Origin of the sequence: Salinivibrio sp. PR932, assembly GCF_001996125.1 — a bacterium.
Taxonomy (GTDB): Bacteria; Pseudomonadota; Gammaproteobacteria; order Enterobacterales; family Vibrionaceae; genus Salinivibrio; species Salinivibrio proteolyticus.
This window is the reverse complement of the sequence record NZ_MUFM01000008.1, coordinates 104,721-122,690: the sequence shown is the minus strand read 5'-3', so window position 1 is coordinate 122,690 and position 17,970 is coordinate 104,721. Positions and strand designations below refer to the sequence as shown.

Annotated in this window: 20 protein-coding genes and 2 CRISPR repeat arrays; of the genes, 17 read left to right on the top strand and 3 right to left on the bottom strand. The window is 47.9% G+C overall.

Annotated features, from left to right (window positions below; translation table 11 throughout):
- Positions 1-436: 436 nt before the first annotated feature.
- From BZG84_RS06105 to BZG84_RS06060, 9 genes are all read left to right on the top strand, one after another.
- On the top strand, positions 437-673 hold the full coding sequence (locus BZG84_RS06105; RefSeq protein WP_077481371.1) for a hypothetical protein: 237 nt from the start codon (positions 437-439) through the stop codon (positions 671-673).
- Between the two features lie 98 nt (positions 674-771).
- Entirely contained in the window at positions 772-1,287 is a 516-nt protein-coding gene (locus BZG84_RS06100; protein WP_077481373.1) for a GNAT family N-acetyltransferase, read from the top strand.
- Between the two features lie 88 nt (positions 1,288-1,375).
- On the top strand, positions 1,376-1,837 hold the full coding sequence (locus tag BZG84_RS06095; protein ID WP_077481924.1) for a hypothetical protein: 462 nt from the start codon (positions 1,376-1,378) through the stop codon (positions 1,835-1,837).
- Between the two features lie 93 nt (positions 1,838-1,930).
- Positions 1,931-2,434, top strand: a complete 504-nt coding sequence (locus BZG84_RS06090; protein WP_077481920.1) for an AAA family ATPase — start codon at positions 1,931-1,933, stop codon at positions 2,432-2,434.
- Positions 2,435-2,470: 36 nt separating this feature from the next.
- Entirely contained in the window at positions 2,471-3,127 is a 657-nt protein-coding gene (locus BZG84_RS06085) for a Type 1 glutamine amidotransferase-like domain-containing protein (RefSeq protein WP_077678047.1), read from the top strand.
- Positions 3,128-3,160: 33 nt separating this feature from the next.
- Entirely contained in the window at positions 3,161-3,544 is a 384-nt protein-coding gene (locus BZG84_RS06080; RefSeq protein WP_077457227.1) for a hypothetical protein, read from the top strand.
- 101 nt (positions 3,545-3,645) lie between these two features.
- Positions 3,646-4,062 carry a GNAT family N-acetyltransferase gene (locus BZG84_RS06075; RefSeq protein WP_241825761.1) on the top strand — a complete coding sequence of 139 codons (417 nt, stop codon included), beginning with the start codon at positions 3,646-3,648 and terminating at the stop codon, positions 4,060-4,062.
- Between the two features lie 221 nt (positions 4,063-4,283).
- Positions 4,284-4,661: a hypothetical protein gene (locus tag BZG84_RS06065; protein WP_069589419.1), complete on the top strand. Its 378-nt coding sequence runs from the start codon at positions 4,284-4,286 to the stop codon at positions 4,659-4,661.
- 169 nt (positions 4,662-4,830) lie between these two features.
- Entirely contained in the window at positions 4,831-5,352 is a 522-nt protein-coding gene (locus BZG84_RS06060; RefSeq protein ID WP_077481916.1) for a GNAT family N-acetyltransferase, read from the top strand.
- 38 nt (positions 5,353-5,390) lie between these two features.
- On the opposite strand, the gene BZG84_RS06055 is transcribed toward BZG84_RS06060, so the two are convergent.
- Positions 5,391-6,755, bottom strand: a complete 1,365-nt coding sequence (locus BZG84_RS06055) for a GGDEF domain-containing protein (RefSeq protein WP_131825107.1) — start codon at positions 6,753-6,755, stop codon at positions 5,391-5,393.
- Between the two features lie 404 nt (positions 6,756-7,159).
- On the opposite strand from BZG84_RS06055, the gene BZG84_RS06050 reads away from it, so the two are divergent.
- The 8 genes from BZG84_RS06050 to cas2 all read left to right on the top strand — a co-directional run bounded on the left by BZG84_RS06050 (position 7,160) and on the right by cas2 (position 14,716).
- Positions 7,160-7,666 (top strand): hypothetical protein, encoded by a 507-nt coding sequence (locus tag BZG84_RS06050; RefSeq protein WP_077678045.1) that lies wholly within the window; start codon positions 7,160-7,162, stop codon positions 7,664-7,666.
- A 122-nt stretch (positions 7,667-7,788) separates the two neighbouring features.
- A complete protein-coding gene (locus BZG84_RS06045; protein WP_077481878.1) occupies positions 7,789-8,748 on the top strand; it encodes a GTPase family protein in 960 nt (319 codons plus the stop codon).
- 82 nt (positions 8,749-8,830) lie between these two features.
- Entirely contained in the window at positions 8,831-9,520 is a 690-nt protein-coding gene (locus BZG84_RS06040; protein WP_077481880.1) for a GTPase family protein, read from the top strand.
- Positions 9,521-9,546: 26 nt separating this feature from the next.
- Complete coding sequence (locus BZG84_RS06035) at positions 9,547-10,035, top strand: lecithin retinol acyltransferase family protein (RefSeq protein WP_077481882.1); 489 nt, start codon at positions 9,547-9,549, stop codon at positions 10,033-10,035.
- A gap of 148 nt (positions 10,036-10,183) precedes the next feature.
- Positions 10,184-11,673: a CRISPR direct-repeat array (repeat unit 38 nt; unit sequence GTCCTAACGGACCACGCCCTGACTAAAGGGATTAAGAC).
- Between the two features lie 203 nt (positions 11,674-11,876).
- Positions 11,877-13,136, top strand: coding sequence for a Card1-like endonuclease domain-containing protein (locus BZG84_RS06030; protein ID WP_077678044.1), 1,260 nt, complete (start codon positions 11,877-11,879; stop codon positions 13,134-13,136).
- A gap of 31 nt (positions 13,137-13,167) precedes the next feature.
- Positions 13,168-13,458 (top strand): CRISPR-associated protein Csx16, encoded by a 291-nt coding sequence (gene csx16 / locus BZG84_RS06025; protein WP_077678043.1) that lies wholly within the window; start codon positions 13,168-13,170, stop codon positions 13,456-13,458.
- Between the two features lie 91 nt (positions 13,459-13,549).
- Complete coding sequence (gene cas1 / locus BZG84_RS06020) at positions 13,550-14,416, top strand: CRISPR-associated endonuclease Cas1 (protein ID WP_077678042.1); 867 nt, start codon at positions 13,550-13,552, stop codon at positions 14,414-14,416.
- 3 nt (positions 14,417-14,419) lie between these two features.
- On the top strand, positions 14,420-14,716 hold the full coding sequence (gene cas2 / locus BZG84_RS06015; protein ID WP_077482079.1) for a CRISPR-associated endonuclease Cas2: 297 nt from the start codon (positions 14,420-14,422) through the stop codon (positions 14,714-14,716).
- Between the two features lie 103 nt (positions 14,717-14,819).
- Positions 14,820-15,584: direct repeats of the CRISPR family, unit length 38 nt; unit sequence GTCCTCACGGACCACGCCCTGACTAAAGGGATTAAGAC.
- A 98-nt stretch (positions 15,585-15,682) separates the two neighbouring features.
- Here cas2 and csm6 read toward each other — a convergent pair.
- Together csm6 and cas6 are read right to left on the bottom strand one after the other, a co-directional pair.
- A complete protein-coding gene (gene csm6 / locus BZG84_RS06010; RefSeq protein ID WP_158011469.1) occupies positions 15,683-16,990 on the bottom strand; it encodes a CRISPR-associated ring nuclease Csm6 in 1,308 nt (435 codons plus the stop codon).
- Positions 16,991-17,082: 92 nt separating this feature from the next.
- On the bottom strand, positions 17,083-17,967 hold the full coding sequence (cas6, locus tag BZG84_RS06005; protein ID WP_077481701.1) for a CRISPR system precrRNA processing endoribonuclease RAMP protein Cas6: 885 nt from the start codon (positions 17,965-17,967) through the stop codon (positions 17,083-17,085).
- Positions 17,968-17,970 lie beyond the last annotated feature (3 nt).

Genomic DNA, 17,970 nt, shown 5'->3' with positions numbered 1-17,970 from the left:
CCGGTCAATAGGCAATAGCATGTTTTGGCTGCGCCAGAAGCCAATGCTCTCGAGCAACAAAGATGTCTACTTCGTTCTGTCATTTCCGCCATTAAGTCATTACTTACGGCAAACACATAGAGAAGGTCTGTTACTGCGACTCACCGCTGCCTGCCGTGACAGGGCCATTAGACATTACTTCCCGTTCCCACGCAGGAGCGTGGAAACGAGTTAAATAACCTAGCAAAATCCCTATAACAAACGCCTCAATAAGGGGCTTGGACTTGATCCGTTTTACTGGACACGCATCGACGACCTGAGGAGGTCAGCATGCCAGCCTATAAAACGGGTAAAAAGACAGCGCAATATCCACCAGACTTCAAAGTGAAAGTGGTTGAATGGAGCGATTAGATGCATCGAATAATGAATGCGGTTTTAAAAGCCCTAAGGAATTAGAATGAATAGTATATTTTGTGAGAATTGTGGGCAAGTAACTGAGCATAAAGAAATCATAAAGCAAAAGCCTTCGAAATATGGGAAAAGTAAAAAAGAACAGTTTAAGGCTTTTCTCGACGGTTTCTTTGGTGGTGTTGCTAGCCCTATTGGTGCATCGTTGGACTTAATCGATCGATATGAAGTTTGTACAAGGTGCGGGCATAAAACCTTAAAAAATCAGGGTGACGAATTTCAATAGTAACATTTAGGTTTAAATCTATTTGGACAATTGAATTTCCTTTAGGAATCATGCGATTTGACCTTTTATAATGCTCGTTTCATTTTTAAGGAGGTATAATGCAAAAAATTTTTGAAAGTGACAGGTTAATATTGAGGCCGTTTTCTCTCAATGATGCGGAACGTGTCGCCGAACTGGTTGGGGAAAAGAAAATATCGGAAATGACCGCAAATATTCCCCATCCATATAGTATTTCTGATGCCGAAAATTGGATACGAACCCATGAGTCGTTGTTTTTAAGTGGCCAAGGTGTGGTTTATGCCATCACGTTAAAAACCACGTTGGAACTCATTGGGGCGGTGAGCTTTCCAAGATTGGAGGAGGGTACTGGCCTGCTTGGTTATTGGTTGGGTATACCTTACTGGGGAAAAGGTTATGCCACAGAGGCATCGCGTTGTTTAATAGATTCTGCTAAAAAACACTATGGATTGAAGCGCTTAAAAGTGACACATCTAGTTGGAAATTCGCGCTCAAGGTCTGTGATTAAAAAATTAGGTATCACATACATAGGTAGGGAATCGAATCGTATGCAAGGACAGGAAAGGGAAGTTTGTGTATATGCTTCTGAAGTGTGATTAATAACTATGAAGTGTATATTGTTACCACCTATTGCTAAGCATTGGGTGGGTTATAATTATATCATTTATATTAATAAGAATGTTTATGGCAAAGCCAAATAGTGAAGAAATCTCCCGCTTTAACCGATACTTCGCAATTGAAAGCAACAATGAATTTTGGTCGTTATCGGAGTCAGACCTGAGCCAAGAAGAGAAGAAAAAGCTTTTAATTGTTGCATTTTCCTCTCTGTATCATTGGTCAGAAGTAGGAACCCAAGAGAATATTGAACTTGCCAATTTAGCAATAGCAAGAGCACTTTGTATCAATGATTCTCCACTGTGTATCCAATTTGCGAAAGCGGCATTTTCCTACTTTGACGGACAAGGAGCGAATTGGATTCAAGCATTCACGAATGCGGTCTTAAGTCATTCACTATTGATCACAGGAGAACGAGCCCAAGCTATAGAGTTTTATGAAAAATCACTTAGTTATCAGTTAAAGCTCTCTGAGGGTGACAACAAGGTTTTCGACGCTACCTTTAAAACCATCCCGGACCCAAGGGCATAATAGCATTGACGACAAATATTTTAAGATGGATTACATCGGGAAGAATTTGTCGTTTTCCTTTTTAAGTGGCGACAATTAAATGGATAACCGTGTATGAAAAGAGTTGTCATAATAGGTAACTCAGGGGCTGGGAAGAGTTGGCTATCAGCTCGGCTGTCAGCCAAGGTTGGTGCTAGAGACGTCAATCTAGACACTTTTTATTGGGAGCCAGGTGGATATAGCAAGAAACGGCCAGCAAAATTTATTGATGACGATTTAAAACAATTATCATCAGAGGATGCTTGGGTTGTCGAAGGTGTTTTTGGTGCGCTCGTTGAAGAGTTACTTGAGTTTGCTGATACATTGATTTTTATTGATATAGACTGGACCAAATGCGAAGAATCGTTACGTTTAAGAGGTCAAAATGTTAGCGAAGAAGCGAATGCTGAGTTAGCGAAAAACAACTTTCAAGCGTTAATCCAATGGGCCTCCGAGTATTATTTTAGAAAATCAAAGAGCTCACACAGCTATCATCGCCAATTATTCGAAAAATTTGATGGTGTAAAATTTCATTTTACGCGAAGGGAAGATGTCACGTCTTTCCTTGATACTTTTTAAGACACAAGGAACTTTAGTCAATAATCAGGCCATGTCATGGATAAACATATTGTCGCGTTAGGCGGTGGTGGTTGGATGATGGGAGAGCAGCAAAGCGAATTAGATCAATATGCGCTCAGGTTAACTGGGAAAAGCGATCCGAAAGTTTGCTATATTCCCACTGCCACTGGGGATGCTGAGGAAGCCATCGACCGTTTTTATCAGTCCAAACTCAGTCGCCGCTTAAGTCATTTTCCATTATTTAAAGCCAACCTAGACTGGCGAACACATCTGCAAGAGCAAGATGTAATTTATGTCGGCGGTGGTAATACACGCTCTATGTTAGCGGTATGGAAAGCGTGGGGAATAGATAAACTACTTCAAGATTGCTATGAAAGTGGCATCATATTGTGTGGTATGAGTGCGGGGGCAATATGTTGGTTCGACTACGGGATCACAGATAGCGATCCTGAGAAGTATTCCGTTATCGAGGGGCTTAGCTTTGTCCAAGGTCTTGCATCAGCGCATTATACGGGGAGTGACGAAAAAGCTGAGCTGTTTTCTCAGTTCGCCAATCATCATATAAACATGCCTTGCTATGGGATAAGTGATTATTCAGCACTACATTTCGTTAATGGTCGGTACCATAAGACAATCAACAGTCAAACGGGTGCGCAGGTAACCATTAAGAATGTTGATAAGACCAATATTTAAAAATGATGTGTGCCATTTTTCCAAGGAGTTTAAGTGTTCAAAAAGAATCATGTGCATCTGCAAATTAAAAAGGGTGAAGTTAAAGCAACACATCTTGAAACGGATAGCTCGATTGTGCGGACATGTGCAGCGCTATCGCATCCAAGAACCTTAATGGGTGAGTTCTTTGCCATTGAACGCTGTTTAAAAGAGGTACTCGATGAACTATTACCTAAAAGTATTTTTTCTCTATCGCCAATAGCGATTGTTCAATTTATCGAGAAAATTGAAGGTGGAATTACTAATGTTGAGGTACGTGCTTTCCGCGAAGCGACACTAGGGGCGGGAGCGCGACACGTTTTCTTTGCTGAATCGAGCACGCCAATCAGTAAATCTCAGCTATTGAATTTCAACTTTAAGCAGATAGAGCAACCATGAGTCCCATTCGTGATTGCAAAGAGGCGTGACCACAGCTGCTTGGTATGGTGAAAGAAGTGAGTGATGACGTGTGCTTGATTGAAAAGGCAAATGAGTGTGACATGCATGAACTTGTACGGTTGCAAATACGCGCATTTGCGTCTGACCGCGCGCTTTGTGGGTCGGGACCGCCTGGTTACGATAGTTATGATCATCAACGATACGCCGCAAGCTGTTACCAATATTATGTGATTAAGCAAAACAGTCAGCGGGTGGGCGGGTTTTACTTTTTATACCAATCCGGCATCCTCCAGTTGATAAGGCTGTTTATCGCCCCAGATTATCAAGGGCGAGGGATGGGTCAGATGGTACTCGAATTTCTTAAGGCACACGTACTGCCGGGAGAAGTGATCGAACTAGAAACTCCCACGTTCAGTGTCGGCGCGCAGCGGTTTTACGAGAAACAGGGTTTTCAAAGAATCAAACGGATTCAGTATGGGGCGAGTGACGCGTATTTGTATCGATTGATCGTGACCTAACAGCTTATGACTATTCAGCAGTCCTAAGTGATATGTCATGACAATGTATTTTTTTATGGGCAAATCTTGCTTGTTGTTGTTCTTCGGTCTTAACTTGAGATGACCAGTACTTAGCGGTTGGCGTATAGGGCGTCGGGGATACGCCTGTAAGTGCTTTGATCGTGTCAATTGCCAGAATGCTAGGCATTTCGATGAAGATTAAAGATTTATAGGAGATAAACATGTCAAGTCCAGCCAATGTAACTATCAAGAACTTTACCCAACAGTCGATCACCACCCAAGTGACGCGTGACTCTTGGGTAGAAGAAGATGGCGCTTCCATCAATAACCAAGTAATACCTGAGGGGCACGAGCGAACCTTTAAAGTCATTGCAAAAACCGGACACCATGGCGAACTCGATATTGACCTTATCGGTGGTAACTCAGGTCAAAGTCTCGGTGTTTTCTACATCAAGAGCATTAAAGATCCACAAGAAGGCGAGAAAAGCCTTGCAGTTGAACCAGCGAAGGAAACGGTTGTAATGTCGGCAATGGGATACCGACATACGCCGGGAGATGAAGATTTACGCCGTATCGATCTGGTTATCATAGAGCGTTAATCAAGGTTATAAAGGAATGGCGGCTTTTACTTTACGTAGAGGCCGCCATTTTTATTGTGTGATTTAAAACACACTTCTACGTCACCCTTGAGCCAACATTATTGCGTTCGATTAATATTGCGCAACGCTTAATCGTTAAATAAATGGACTTATTATCAATAACTTAAACATGGAAGTTCTCCCAGAAATCGAAGTGTCGAACGCGCAGCATGAGGCTATTCAAGCGCTTAGAAACAAGGCATTTCCTGACCATCAAGTTTCCCGTTCTTACTACAAGCAGCTTCTCCATATGCGGGCTTTGCAGTACCACGACAATCAACTGATTGGTTATATGGGGCTGGATTACAGGGCAGTGAATGTCGGTGGTGAGGTATACAAAGTGTTAGGCGTGAGTGATTTTTGCATCGACAGCGCTTGGCAAAGAAAAGGGATTGGCTCGAGTATGCTGGCGCAACTGGTTGACTATGCGCGAGATAAAGATGTTGATTTCATTATTCTTATTTCTGAGCTGCACGATTTTTATGTGGCCAATGGCTTTCAGCTCGTCGAGTCACATGCCTCTTGGCTACGCATCCATGAACATACAAATTATGGCGTTGCGGTTGAGTATGTCGATGAATTGTACGTTAAACCGATGAAAGATAAATCATGGCCTGCAGGGCATATGGATTGGCTTGGGTATATGTATTAATGCCATAGGTATAAGTAGCTTATGGCGAGTAAGAGGAGTTAGTCGTCTTTCGTTTTGTGTGCTGGGCGTTGCTCAAATCCCACTTGATCACGTCCATTGTTCTTCGCCCAATATAGGCGTTGATCCGCCAAGTGGACAAGATAGTCAGGCGAGATGTCTGGCGTACACTCAATGGTCGCAACCCCCAAACTAGCGGTAACATGACGCGCGGCGTTGGATCTGCCGTGGGGAATACCAAGTGCTGTAATCGACGCTTTAATCGTCATCGCAATCGCGGTTGCGCCGGCATGTGGGGTTTCCGGTAAGATACAACAGAATTCCTCGCCCCCGTATCGTGCGGCCAAATCTTGTGGGCGTTTTAGGCTTTGTTGGATGACTTCGCTAACCGCCTTTAGACATCTGTCGCCCGCCAAGTGACCATAGGTGTCATTGAAGGCTTTAAAGTAATCTAAGTCGATCATGATTACCGACATGGGTGCGCGTGTTCGTTTCAGTCGTTGATATTCAGCATTAAGCACTTCATCAAAGCAGCGCCGATTCGCTAATCCGGTAAGTGGATCGGTAATGCTTAACGTTTCAAGCTTGTCACGCGCGATTTTGAGTTCGCCAAGATAGTTTAACTGGTCCCAGTATGTACGAAGCGTGAATAGGGCAAGTAACCACAATACGATCAGCGCCCCCACCGCGACTCTCACTTGATAGCGCCAGTCTGCTTGCCAATGTTGGTCTGCTTCTCCAACTAAAGTATAAAACGGTAGCCCCTCGACTTTGCGAATACTGAATAAACGCGGCACACCATCAATGGGTGACGTAGCTCGAAAGCTTTTTTCTGTTAGCCCGGACGCAATAAAGGCACTAACAATAGGGTCTTCTATCAGCTTGCCCAAGCTCTCGGGTTTACTGGGCTCTCTTGCTAAAAGTCTTAGATTTTGATCTAAGATGGCGACTACATCCAGCGGATCTATCGAGATTTCTCCAACCCAGTTGGAGAAAAAAGTGAGATCAACGCCCAAGGCCGCAAAACCTTGAAAGCTGGGTTGGTTTGGCAAAAACTTTCGCGATTGGGTGACATTCAGTGGGCCCGTCGTACTTTTAAATGCATTGGAGACGAATGTATTTCGATCGGGAGAGTCTCGTAGCGCTTTACAGTAGTCTCGATGGCTGCCATCCCAGCCTAGTTCCTTGCTGTTGGCATGAGTGATAATACAGTTTTGATCAAAAAAGCCGGCAAGAATGACATTAGGAACTGTGTTCATTTTAGAGGCAATTAACGCTGTTAGACGTTGATGCGCGTCTGGATCCGGGTGGGGGTAGACAAGGTCTTCGGGTTGGACATGCCCCAACATATCTCGTAATAAATAATCGGTTATCTGAAACGAGCCTTCCACCCATTCGGCAATCAAAAAACTTAACCCTTCGACTCGTCCACGAGATTTATCTTCTGCTTGTTGTAAAGATCGTATCAGGCCTATTGTCGCGATTACGCCAAGTAATACGCAAAAGAGCACGCAAAAAAATAGGCTTTTTATCCGAATAAACACACCAATAACACAGCTCCTTGAGTTCCATATTTTACTATAGGAGTCGCTCTTTCGGTTGTCGACACGGCTTGAACGGATGCGCGCCTGCAGTTGCCTGCAGGCGCGGCCATGTTGTCAGACTCGGTGGCTAAAGATCCTCGTATCATAGTTCTTTAGCCACCACGCCCAGTCTATTGTTTCCCTTACTTAATCACCAATTGGTCATCCGGCCTATCTTCAATCGCACTGTGTAACCTAAGAATGGTTTTACAGCACAGGGGCGAGCCATGCAGACACAAACCATCACCGTAACCACCGCCAGCCAAATGCAAGACTATGCTGATCAAGTCTGGGCGTTGTTGGTGGTCAGTTATGCCCGCGTGAAAGGCGGTCTGCATTACGCCAATAAGCAGCACATGTTAGAGCAAACCCAACGTTGGCAACTGGTTGTGCGTGGCACGCGGGTAATCGCCGTGATTTTATTCAAAGCCAAACGTGGCTGGAAATTAGTGGCAATGGCAGCGTGTCGTCGTGCTAAATCGGCCGCGCGTGCCGCGCTAAAACGGCTCATTTGTGGCGCTCTCCCCAATAGTTGGATGGAGCTTTCTGAACGCGCCGAACACTTTGTGATGCTGCACTGCCAGGGTCACCAATACCTGATCCACGCCAGTTTAGTCAGCGAGTTGCTGAATAAACCCGTGCGTGTTAATGAGGCCGACAGTTACCACTACGTGCGTGACATTGCTGGGATCCCCAAAGCCAAGATCATCGTGGGCACACCGGCACGGTGCTAAGAGTTCACCAATTGGTCAAGGGCCGCAGCCCTTATCCCAGTGAAGTAGCATTGACTCATTGCCACAACGCAGCCATCAAGGCGCGTTGTTTATCACAGCAACCCGATAACAGGAGAACGCTTATGACGCGGAATCAACACACCCAGGCGCAGATGCAAGGTAGCGAGCAGAGCATGACAGGCGCAAACTACCCGCGAGAGCACAGTTGGTTTGACATGTTTGGCGAGCTTGGCAATCGGCCGGTGAATATTTTAGTCACAGGCGCAACAGGGTGCGGTAAATCGTCGACCATTAACGCGTTGTTTGATGCGGACAAGGCCAAAGTTGGACAAAGCCCGGATCCGGAGACCATGACCATCGAGCAGTATCAATTTAACAACCTTGTCTTGTTTGATAGCCCAGGGTTGGGGGATGGTCGCGAAAGCGATATTCGGCACGCGCGCAATATCCTCAACAAGCTCGAAGAGTGCGATGAAAACGGTGAACTACTGATCGACCTGGTGTTAGTGGTGTTAGATGGTAGCAGCCGTGATCTTGGCACCTCGTTTGAGTTGATTAACGAGGTGATTATTCCCGCACTGGGCGAGCATACCGACCGCTTACTGGTGGGGATTAACCAAGCCGATATGGCCATGAAAGGGCGGCATTGGGATCCGATTAACAATAAGCCCGAGCCAATATTGGATGCATTCTTGCGTGACAAGATCAGATCAACACAGCGCCGTATCTATGAGGCTACCGGTGAGAACGTCGAGGTGGTGCATTATGCCGCAGGCTATAAGGAAGGCGACGAACAGCAACCGCCCTATAACATGGGAAAATTGTTTGCTTACATCTTGCGCCATGTGAAAGCAAGCAAACGTGTGGCGTTAATGCGCGACATTAACCGTGACAAAGCGATGCGTGAGCACAACGATAGCGATGAAGACTATCGTGAGTCCGTGCGCAAATCGTTGTGGGAATCGGTCACCGAGGGGGCGGAAAAAGGCGCAGAGTTGGGTAGCTACTTTGGTGCCCCAGGAAAAGTGCTGGGCGCGGCCGCTGGGGCAGCGGTTGGTTTCTTTGTTGGGCTATTCAGTTGATGTGGCCCAGAGGCGGTGCATACCGCCTTAACTTACAGCGACAGTAGTGACACCCTTTACAGGCTAGATAATAGGAGAAACGATGTCTTATTTCACCCAGCTCGATACGGCGATGCGCCAACGCGGTCTGCTATTCCCGCTTGATGTGTTACTGGTTGGTGCCACCGGCAGTGGCAAAAGCAGCACCATCAATGCACTGGCAAAGGCCCCGGTGGCCGACGTCGGCAGTGGCGTTGATCCGCATACCCAGCAAATCAGTGGCTATGCCATGTCAGACAGCCTGCGTTTTCATGATTCTGCCGGGCTGGGAGATGGGAAAGCCGCGGACCAACGACATGGTTTGGCTATCCAACGTAGCCTTGAAGAAACCTGTACCAGCACCCAAGGCGGCGCATATGGCTTTATTGATATGGTGGTGGTGATCCTTGAAGGCGGGATCCGCGATTTGGGCACCAGTGTCACCCTGTTGGAAACCGTGGTCTTGCCGTATATTGCCCCAGAGCGGGTGGCGGTGATGATCAACCAAGCCGATATGGCCATGAAAGGGCGGCACTGGGATCGAATAACTCACTCACCGGATCACATCTTGGCTGAATTTTTAAGCCAGAAGGCGGCATCCGTACAAGCGCGGATTGCCGATTCCACCGGGCTCTCAATCGCACGACCTGTGTGTTACAGCGCCGAATACCACTACAACCTTGAGGCAGTGATGACGCACTTGCTGGCGCACCTGCCAAGACATCGTCGTCGTGTTCAACCGCGATCGGCATAATCTATACGAAGTGAGGAGGCAAGCGAATGAAAATCTATTTGGGAACGGGGCCAAGTTTTTTATTAGCGCGGCACATTGCCGATAATGTTTTGCGTGACAAAGTGCTGCCTGTGCCCGGTAGCCTTGTTTATTGTGATTTAGCGCTTGCCTTCGAGCACTCAGGGATTTATGTGGGAAATGATCAGATTGTCCACCTAAATGGTGACGGTTTTATTGAAGCCGTATCGCCGGCACAGTTTTTACAGCGCTTGGGTGGCTTTAACCCAGCGATAAGTATTTATGTGTCATGCCAAGATGAGCAAGCGGTCGGCTCGCCAGCGGCAGCCACGCGAGCGATGCAGGCGGTAGGCAAACGTCAAGACTACAATATGCTGTTTGACAACTGCCATCAATTTTCGTCGTGGTGTTTGTCGGATAACCGTGCAAACAGCGACAGTTTTACCTGGATGCTAAAAGACACCGCCAAGGCACATTTACGCGCAAATACCTGGCGAGTGTGGGATCGAGAAGATTAAAATAAGATGACAAGACGTTCAATCGCTTACCAGCGAGAATAACAACATGGCACGTCATTTGCTTATTTTTGTAAAATTTAGCGTGTTTAAAACGCTTGTTTATTTCGCAACTTGCAAAGGTCAAAACAATCAGTTATAAATGAAAACTGTCCTAACGGACCACGCCCTGACTAAAGGGATTAAGACGAACAACTCGAACGTAATATTGTGTCACACATAGAGTCCTAACGGACCACGCCCTGACTAAAGGGATTAAGACGAGAGTGTGTCAAGTGCAGCTTCTGCATCGTTAGCGTCCTAACGGACCACGCCCTGACTAAAGGGATTAAGACATTGATGCTGACTGCTTATCGAATGATGCTTGCAGGTCCTAACGGACCACGCCCTGACTAAAGGGATTAAGACTTTGATTGATTAAGGGGCCGGATGGCCCCTTTTGGTCCTAACGGACCACGCCCTGACTAAAGGGATTAAGACTCGGTGACGCATTTGACGGCCCTGTTAAATTTCAGTCCTAACGGACCACGCCCTGACTAAAGGGATTAAGACTTAACCACACATCATTCACCGAAAGAAATTGATCGTCCTAACGGACCACGCCCTGACTAAAGGGATTAAGACTCGGTGACGCATTTGACGGCCCTGTTAAATTTCAGTCCTAACGGACCACGCCCTGACTAAAGGGATTAAGACTTAACCACACATCATTCACCGAAAGAAATTGATCGTCCTAACGGACCACGCCCTGACTAAAGGGATTAAGACCTTTGTTGTAACGAACAATAGGGAAGTGATTAATGTCCTAACGGACCACGCCCTGACTAAAGGGATTAAGACTCGTTACCCAACCACTTGTTGGTAGGATCTGGAGTCCTAACGGACCACGCCCTGACTAAAGGGATTAAGACGTTTATTAGATAGAAGAAGTAAAGGTGCCGGTTGGTGTCCTAACGGACCACGCCCTGACTAAAGGGATTAAGACCTCAATCATTTTTATGACCTTTGTCTTGTCGTGTTTTGTCCTAACGGACCACGCCCTGACTAAAGGGATTAAGACTCTACGGTGTTGCAGGGAAAAACCCACTGGCTATGTCCTAACGGACCACGCCCTGACTAAAGGGATTAAGACAACAGGTGAGGAGATTGCTGCACAGAAAATCTGTGTCCTAACGGACCACGCCCTGACTAAAGGGATTAAGACTTAATGTCAACCACATTGCCAGTCTTGACGTAAAGTCCTAACGGACCACGCCCTGACTAAAGGGATTAAGACCTTTACTTTGCTCATAATTTTATCTCCAAATTAAAGTCCTAACGGACCACGCCCTGACTAAAGGGATTAAGACTTAGCATGTTGGTCATGCTGCGGTTGCGGTTTGCCGTCCTCACGGACCACGCCCTGACTAAAGGGATTAAGACATAATCCGTCAAAGTCTTTTCTCATTTCTACCATCGTCCTAACGGACCACGCCCTGAYTAAAGGGATTAAGACTAATACGGAACCAGTAATTACAAAGGGGAGTTTTGCGTCCTAACGGACCACGCCCTGACTAAAGGGATTAAGACTCAAGTTCCTCTTGATAAGCGTCCTGAACGTCTAGTCCTAACGGACCACGCCCTGACTAAAGGGATTAATATGTAGGGCCTAGGAGCCTAGGCCCTAGGCCCTTTATTTCACGCCTCGCTTAAAGGGCTCCCTCTTGTGTTTGATTTTCCTACTATCACCGATTGGTGAACCGTGCGCTGGCATCGGATAACAGGTATCCTTACCCTTATCAGTTGCCCGCGATACTGGGCAGCGTTTAATCACCCATTGCCACGGCCCCATACAAGGAGGTGCTATGCAACACGTTCATATCAATCTTGTCTCCAACCAATTGCTGCCTAATCTTATTCCCACATTGGGCGACAACGCCTGCACGCATGTGATCCTGGTGCTTGGGGATCACACCCTCAAAGCCCGCGCTGAGGCATTAGCCGATATGTACCGTGATCGCGATATTGTGGTGACACTCTGCGAAGGCCGCAGCAGTCATGAAGTGGGGGCGCTGAAACAACAAGCGCGCGAAGTGATTGACTGTCTCAGCACCGAGTTTGCCCATATGCGCTGGATATTGAATGCCACCGGTGGCACCAAACCCATGTCACTGACCTTTACCAACGCGTTTAACCAATACAACATTATGGCCAAAGCACACGCCGCACCAGGACAAGATCCTAATTGGGCGTTAATCATTTATACCGATAGCCAAAATAAAGCGATTCCTATCTTAAACGACGAAGACGGGCTGCAGTTACCTCCCTTGCCTTATCAGTCGGTGCTCAGTTTGGATCAGTTGCTTGAAGCCAATGGCTTTATGATGACCGACGCCATTGATACCACCAATGATGACGCGGTAGTAGCGCGTGCAGCCTTAAGCCGATTTTTAGCCAAGCACTGTAGCAAGGAGAAAACTCCCCAGATGCTCGGGCAGTTGCAATATCTCGCCGCTGAGGCAGCCAAGGATTATCCGAATACGGCGACGCAGAGCATGCCCCACGCGCCTTTCAACACATGGGCCACGCTCTATCAACGATTGGCGGATGAAGGTTTGATTGAATGGCGCGAGGGGGAGCAGCAAGTCACCTTTACCAGCCATCAGGCATGCCGCTATTTAGCGGGCATGTGGCTAGAGGAATTAACCTATCTGCTTGCGAAAGACGCCGGGTTTGAACAAGTGATGATGAATGTGGAAGGTGTATGGGGCGATCGCCATGATCGCGCACACTTTATGACTGAAAACACCGCGAGTAACGCGAGTAAAGGGAAAAACAACGAATTTGATGTGTTAGTGCGCCACAATAATCAGCTTTTAACCATTGAATGCAAGGCGGTCAATTGGCAATCGAAATCTACCAACAGCCAAGATGTAACCCATAAACTGGATAACCTGAGCCGTAAGTTGGGGGGGCTATATGGACAAAGCTTATTAGTGAGTTTTCATGAATGTCCTGATGCAATGCGCACCCGTGCTAACGACGTCAATATTGCGCTTTGTGAGCCCGCCACCATCAGCGCCATTAAGGCTGCGTTGGCTCAGTGCCAACAAAACATGGGCTAGCATAAACGATCAAGGTAGGAGTAAGCGTCGCATGATCTATTTGGTGACACGCCATCAAGGCGCCGTCGAATGGTGTGCAAGACACAAGATAACGGTGGATGCGTGTCTCCCTCATTTGGACGTCGAGACGATTCAAGCTGGGGACACGGTGATTGGCACCTTACCGATCCCACTGGCCGCTGCCGTCGCGGCCCGTGGCGGACACTACTGGCATTTAACCGTGCCGGTAACATGGGCACAACGCGGGCAAGAGCTGACCGCCACGCAACTGGAGGATATGGGGGCCAGCCTGCAAGCCTATCATGTTACGGCGGCTGAGTAAGGAAACACAGTGGGCTCACCAATTGGTGAACACAAGTTAGCGGTTAAGGCGTTGAGTACACTGGGGCCATGTTTAACGATGGAGCTTGGCTATGACCACAGTCGTACTGGATTCACCGAACTACCATGTCCATATTAACAATCAGATCCTGCATATACAGCACAACAGCGCGCCGCCTCGCTTATTGCCGCTGCATGCGATAGACAGGGTGGTGTTAGGTAAAGGGATCACGCTAAGTACTGACTTACAGCTGGCGTTAGCCGCGGCAGGCAAAGATCTAATAGTGATCGGCCGCAAACACTGTGTAAGCCTGTTTAACCCACACGCTGCGCCCAATAATGTGCGGATCCGCCAATATCAAGCCGTCTGTGTGCCAGCCAAGCGAGCAGCGCTGATCCGCGCCCTGCTCGATGCGCGCCGAGAAGGGCAAAATCGTGTGTTAGCCAAGCTAGACTGCGCTCAACTGCCCGCCATCGACCACACCCACGCCCACCCCATGTTGCAAGAGGCACAGATGAGCCATCAATATTGGCGCCAATGGGCGGTGGCGTTTTATCATGACGGCTTTAAAGGTCGCGAGCGACAGCCGCCGCATGATCCCATTAACGCGCTATTGTCACTGACGTCCACCCTCGAAGATCAGGCATTAGCGCCGGCGTTACTGGCCGAGGGGTTTGACTTAACCATCGGCGTTCATCATGCAACGGGTTACCGTCGTGCAAGCCTGATATTGGATATTAAAGAGCTCACGCGGGCGGAATTGGAGTTATGGGTGATTGCTCAGTGGCAGGCTGGCACATTCACACCTGCGCATTTTTCCTCAACATCGGCGGGGTGCCGATTAACCCGAGAAGGGCAGCAACAATTTTATCCAAAATGGTTTGCATGGCAGAAAAAGCGGCGTCAGAGATTGCGTCGGTTAGCGCGTCTTTGTCGCCATTATATCGAGAGGGCATAATCCATGGATAAACCCCTATGGCTAATCAGCTACGATGTGAGCCACCCTAAGCGGTTACGGCGTATTTATCAATATTGCAGTCAGTATGGTTGGCCGTTACAAAAGTCGGTGTTCGTGTTTGCGCTTAATAAAGCAGAAAAAGAAAAAGCGTGTCAGCATCTTATTGGCATAATTGATGATAATGAAGATAAGCTATTGTGTATTCCTTTTAATCCCACCGCGGGCAGCTTTCATCTTATGCCGTCCAGTGACCTGGTGATCGCCCATGATGATCCTCGCTTAGCGCGGTTTGTTCAATAATACGGTATGAAAATTGCTTGATTTTAAAAGTTATCCACTGTTTAAAACGACTGTTTATTTTGCAGCTTGCAAAGATAAAAACAATCAGTTATAAGTAGAAACTGTCCTCACGGACCACGCCCTGACTAAAGGGATTAAGACGTGGAGGGGATAACCCCTCCACGTTGTTGCTTATGTCCTCACGGACCACGCCCTGACTAAAGGGATTAAGACTGTAACGATGTGTGTTTTCCTTTTCAACACCCATGGTCCTCACGGACCACGCCCTGACTAAAGGGATTAAGACCACGAAGGCCATAGCGTCGTATACAGGCAGGTCGAGTCCTCACGGACCACGCCCTGACTAAAGGGATTAAGACGCTGCGCTCTCGGCGTCAGAGGCCAACTCTTCGAGTCCGCACGGACCACGCCCTGACTAAAGGGATTAAGACTTAATGGGCGTTTGGGTATCAATTAATGAATTTTTAGTCCTCACGGACCACGCCCTGACTAAAGGGATTAAGACCTATTGTGGATGATAAAATAGAAGATGTGCTCAAAGTCCTCACGGACCACGCCCTGACTAAAGGGATTAAGACCTGCATTTGCTTGGCTGTTTTGCAATTGTCTATCGTCCTCACGGACCACGCCCTGACTAAAGGGATTAAGACGCTAACGGTCAATGGGCTTAGAACTTCCACATCGTGTCCTCACGGACCACGCCCTGACTAAAGGGATTAAGACCAAAGTTCATCGTCTAGGGTATATTCCCTTTCCGTGTCCTCACGGACCACGCCCTGACTAAAGGGATTAAGACAGTTGTTGCTGTAGCATGACTTCATTAGCTTGATGTCCTCACGGACCACGCCCTGACTAAAGGGTTTTATCTGTCGTGCCTAGCCCCCCGGGCACCAAGATCGTGAGCGATAAAAAAAGGCCACAGGGTTAACCCTGTGGTCTTTTGCGTGTGCGCATCGTCTAAGTTGCCTAACTGGTGGCGTTTTTGTATTGAATATTGTCAGGCGCAATCGTTAGGCCTTTATACACATAACCCGCTCTGTTGACTTTCCGCTTATGCACGTTATTAATCGTGTAGTACTGGCCTAATTTCTTACCCAGCTTGTCGGTGATTTGCTTGTTGGTCTCTTTTAACAAGCGATTCCATAAATTTTTGTGCCGTTTTCTCAGCTCATCAAGCGGTCGCTCTAAGTCGCTGTTGAACAGAATGTCTGTATCTTTTCTATCGCCTTGGAACAACCAACGCTTGCGGGCTACGCCCGAATCCGTGTCATATTTTACGATTTCCTCCGCGGTTTCTTCGGCGAGCTCTACCCACCTCACTAGATCCCAATCGTCGCGCTCGCTTGGCAATGCGGCACTATCAAAGGACGTGGCCGCATGGATAAGTTGCGCTAAGCGCATATCAAGCTCGCGGGCGGACATGTCGTCAGAGGCCGGCTCGATCCCTTCGCCAGGAAATTCGCGGCTTTCTCTCGCCATCCAGCTATAAAAGGCAAAGTTGATCGGTTGCAGGGGAATAGGGAGACCATCACAAAAAATAGTCATGGTTGAATAGTCCAGCACCACGCTGGCTTGTTCTTGGGTGATGGCATTGGCTTGGTTGATTCGGTTGACCGTTTCGGTGTAACTGAGATCATCGCGCTTAATTAAATCTTGCGGCATTTCTTCGCGCATCATGACTAGGGGAATATTGGCGAGCATCACTTTGGCTTGGCTCAAATCATAACGGGTCGATTTGCTTCGATCCGCGCGCATCACGGTGTAAGGGGTCGGGTAATAAAAGTCGGGAATCGTTTCGTACGGTTCATTGACGAGTACATGACTGAGGCAGTCACATGGGCGCCCAAATAAGCTCATGGCATATCCCAAGGCAAAGCCCATGGTTTTACGTCCGCCGGCCAATGAGGCATGAATGGCAATATCCGGTTGCTGGCTAAGTTGCCGCACTTGCTCGGTAATAAAGTCTGTGATGATCGCTTGATCCTCTTCACTTTGCACGTCATTCAGCGGCTGTCCGTTTCGATCCTTTGGAACCAAAATGTCTTTCTTGGAAAACGCAATCTCCGGCAGGTTATAATCGGCGATCAGCTGCTTCAGCGGGCTATCATCGCCGAGTAAGTTCTTAATGAGTCGCTCCTCCCCTGCTTGAGAAGTGATCACCTTCACGCGGTGTGGGAGCTTTTCCGGGGTTTTTTGATAAATGCCGTATAGGGTCTCGGTAATAATTTGTGGTGTCATGCCGGCAACGGCCAGTAAAACGTAGTCTTTATTCATTGTCATTCCTTGTTAAATCGCGGGCGTGTGTTGGCCATTATGGATGGCGCGCCGTTGTGATGACGGCCATCACCAATTGGTCATTCGCTCGGTTAGGCAATTAATTGGTATTTGCCTAAACCAAACGTGGTTTTGCCACCGATATGTAAGGCTTGGCCGAGGGTTAACAGCGGGATCACGTGGGCAATGTCGCCGCAAAAACTCACTTGGCCTTTAATGCCGCCAAATGGGACAAACTCCTTATTCTTGTGTGAAAACCTTTGCCAGTCTTCAAAGTAACAATCGCTACTGACTTGATGCGGGCCAATGCGCGGTTGATATTGGTAAAGGGCATCAAATAGGCGTTGGTCGTCGTTTACCCAGAACCGACTTAGTAGCACCAAGCGGCGTAAGATCTGCTGCACCCACTCCCCCAGATCAGGCAGCGATTGATGGCATACCTTGCCGTTTCGCTTTAAGCGTGTGGGGGTTAAGCAGGTGATGGCCAGCTCTTTTTCCGCAGTGTCTAATTGACTGACTGGCGCCACCGCCAGCCAGTCGGCCAACGACAGGGGAACGACCCCCGAACGCAGCCCGGTGGGGGTCATGGATGCCACGCTTAACACACGAAATGGGGTACGCTGTGGCCCCATACCCAAGGATTCGCCCTGTTTTAATGCTTTAAACAGGGCATCCACCAATTGTGTGGCATGGCCAAACAGGGTGATGTCAAAGTGATACAACTCCCCTTTGCGCCAATGGGTTTTGTGATCCTCATTGGGACAAATAACATAGGGTTTGGGTTGTTGGTTGTCATGATTGCCGTAACAGACAAAAAAGGCATGCTCGTCGGCGCGTTGGAGTGCATGCCCAAACCATCCATGCAGCATCGAGCCTTTAAACGCCGGTAGCACCGCATCTTCATGAAGCTGAATGGTGATGTTTAGTTTTAACAGGGTGAACGTCTCGGTTAGCGCTGCCCATGCAGGTGTTATCATGGT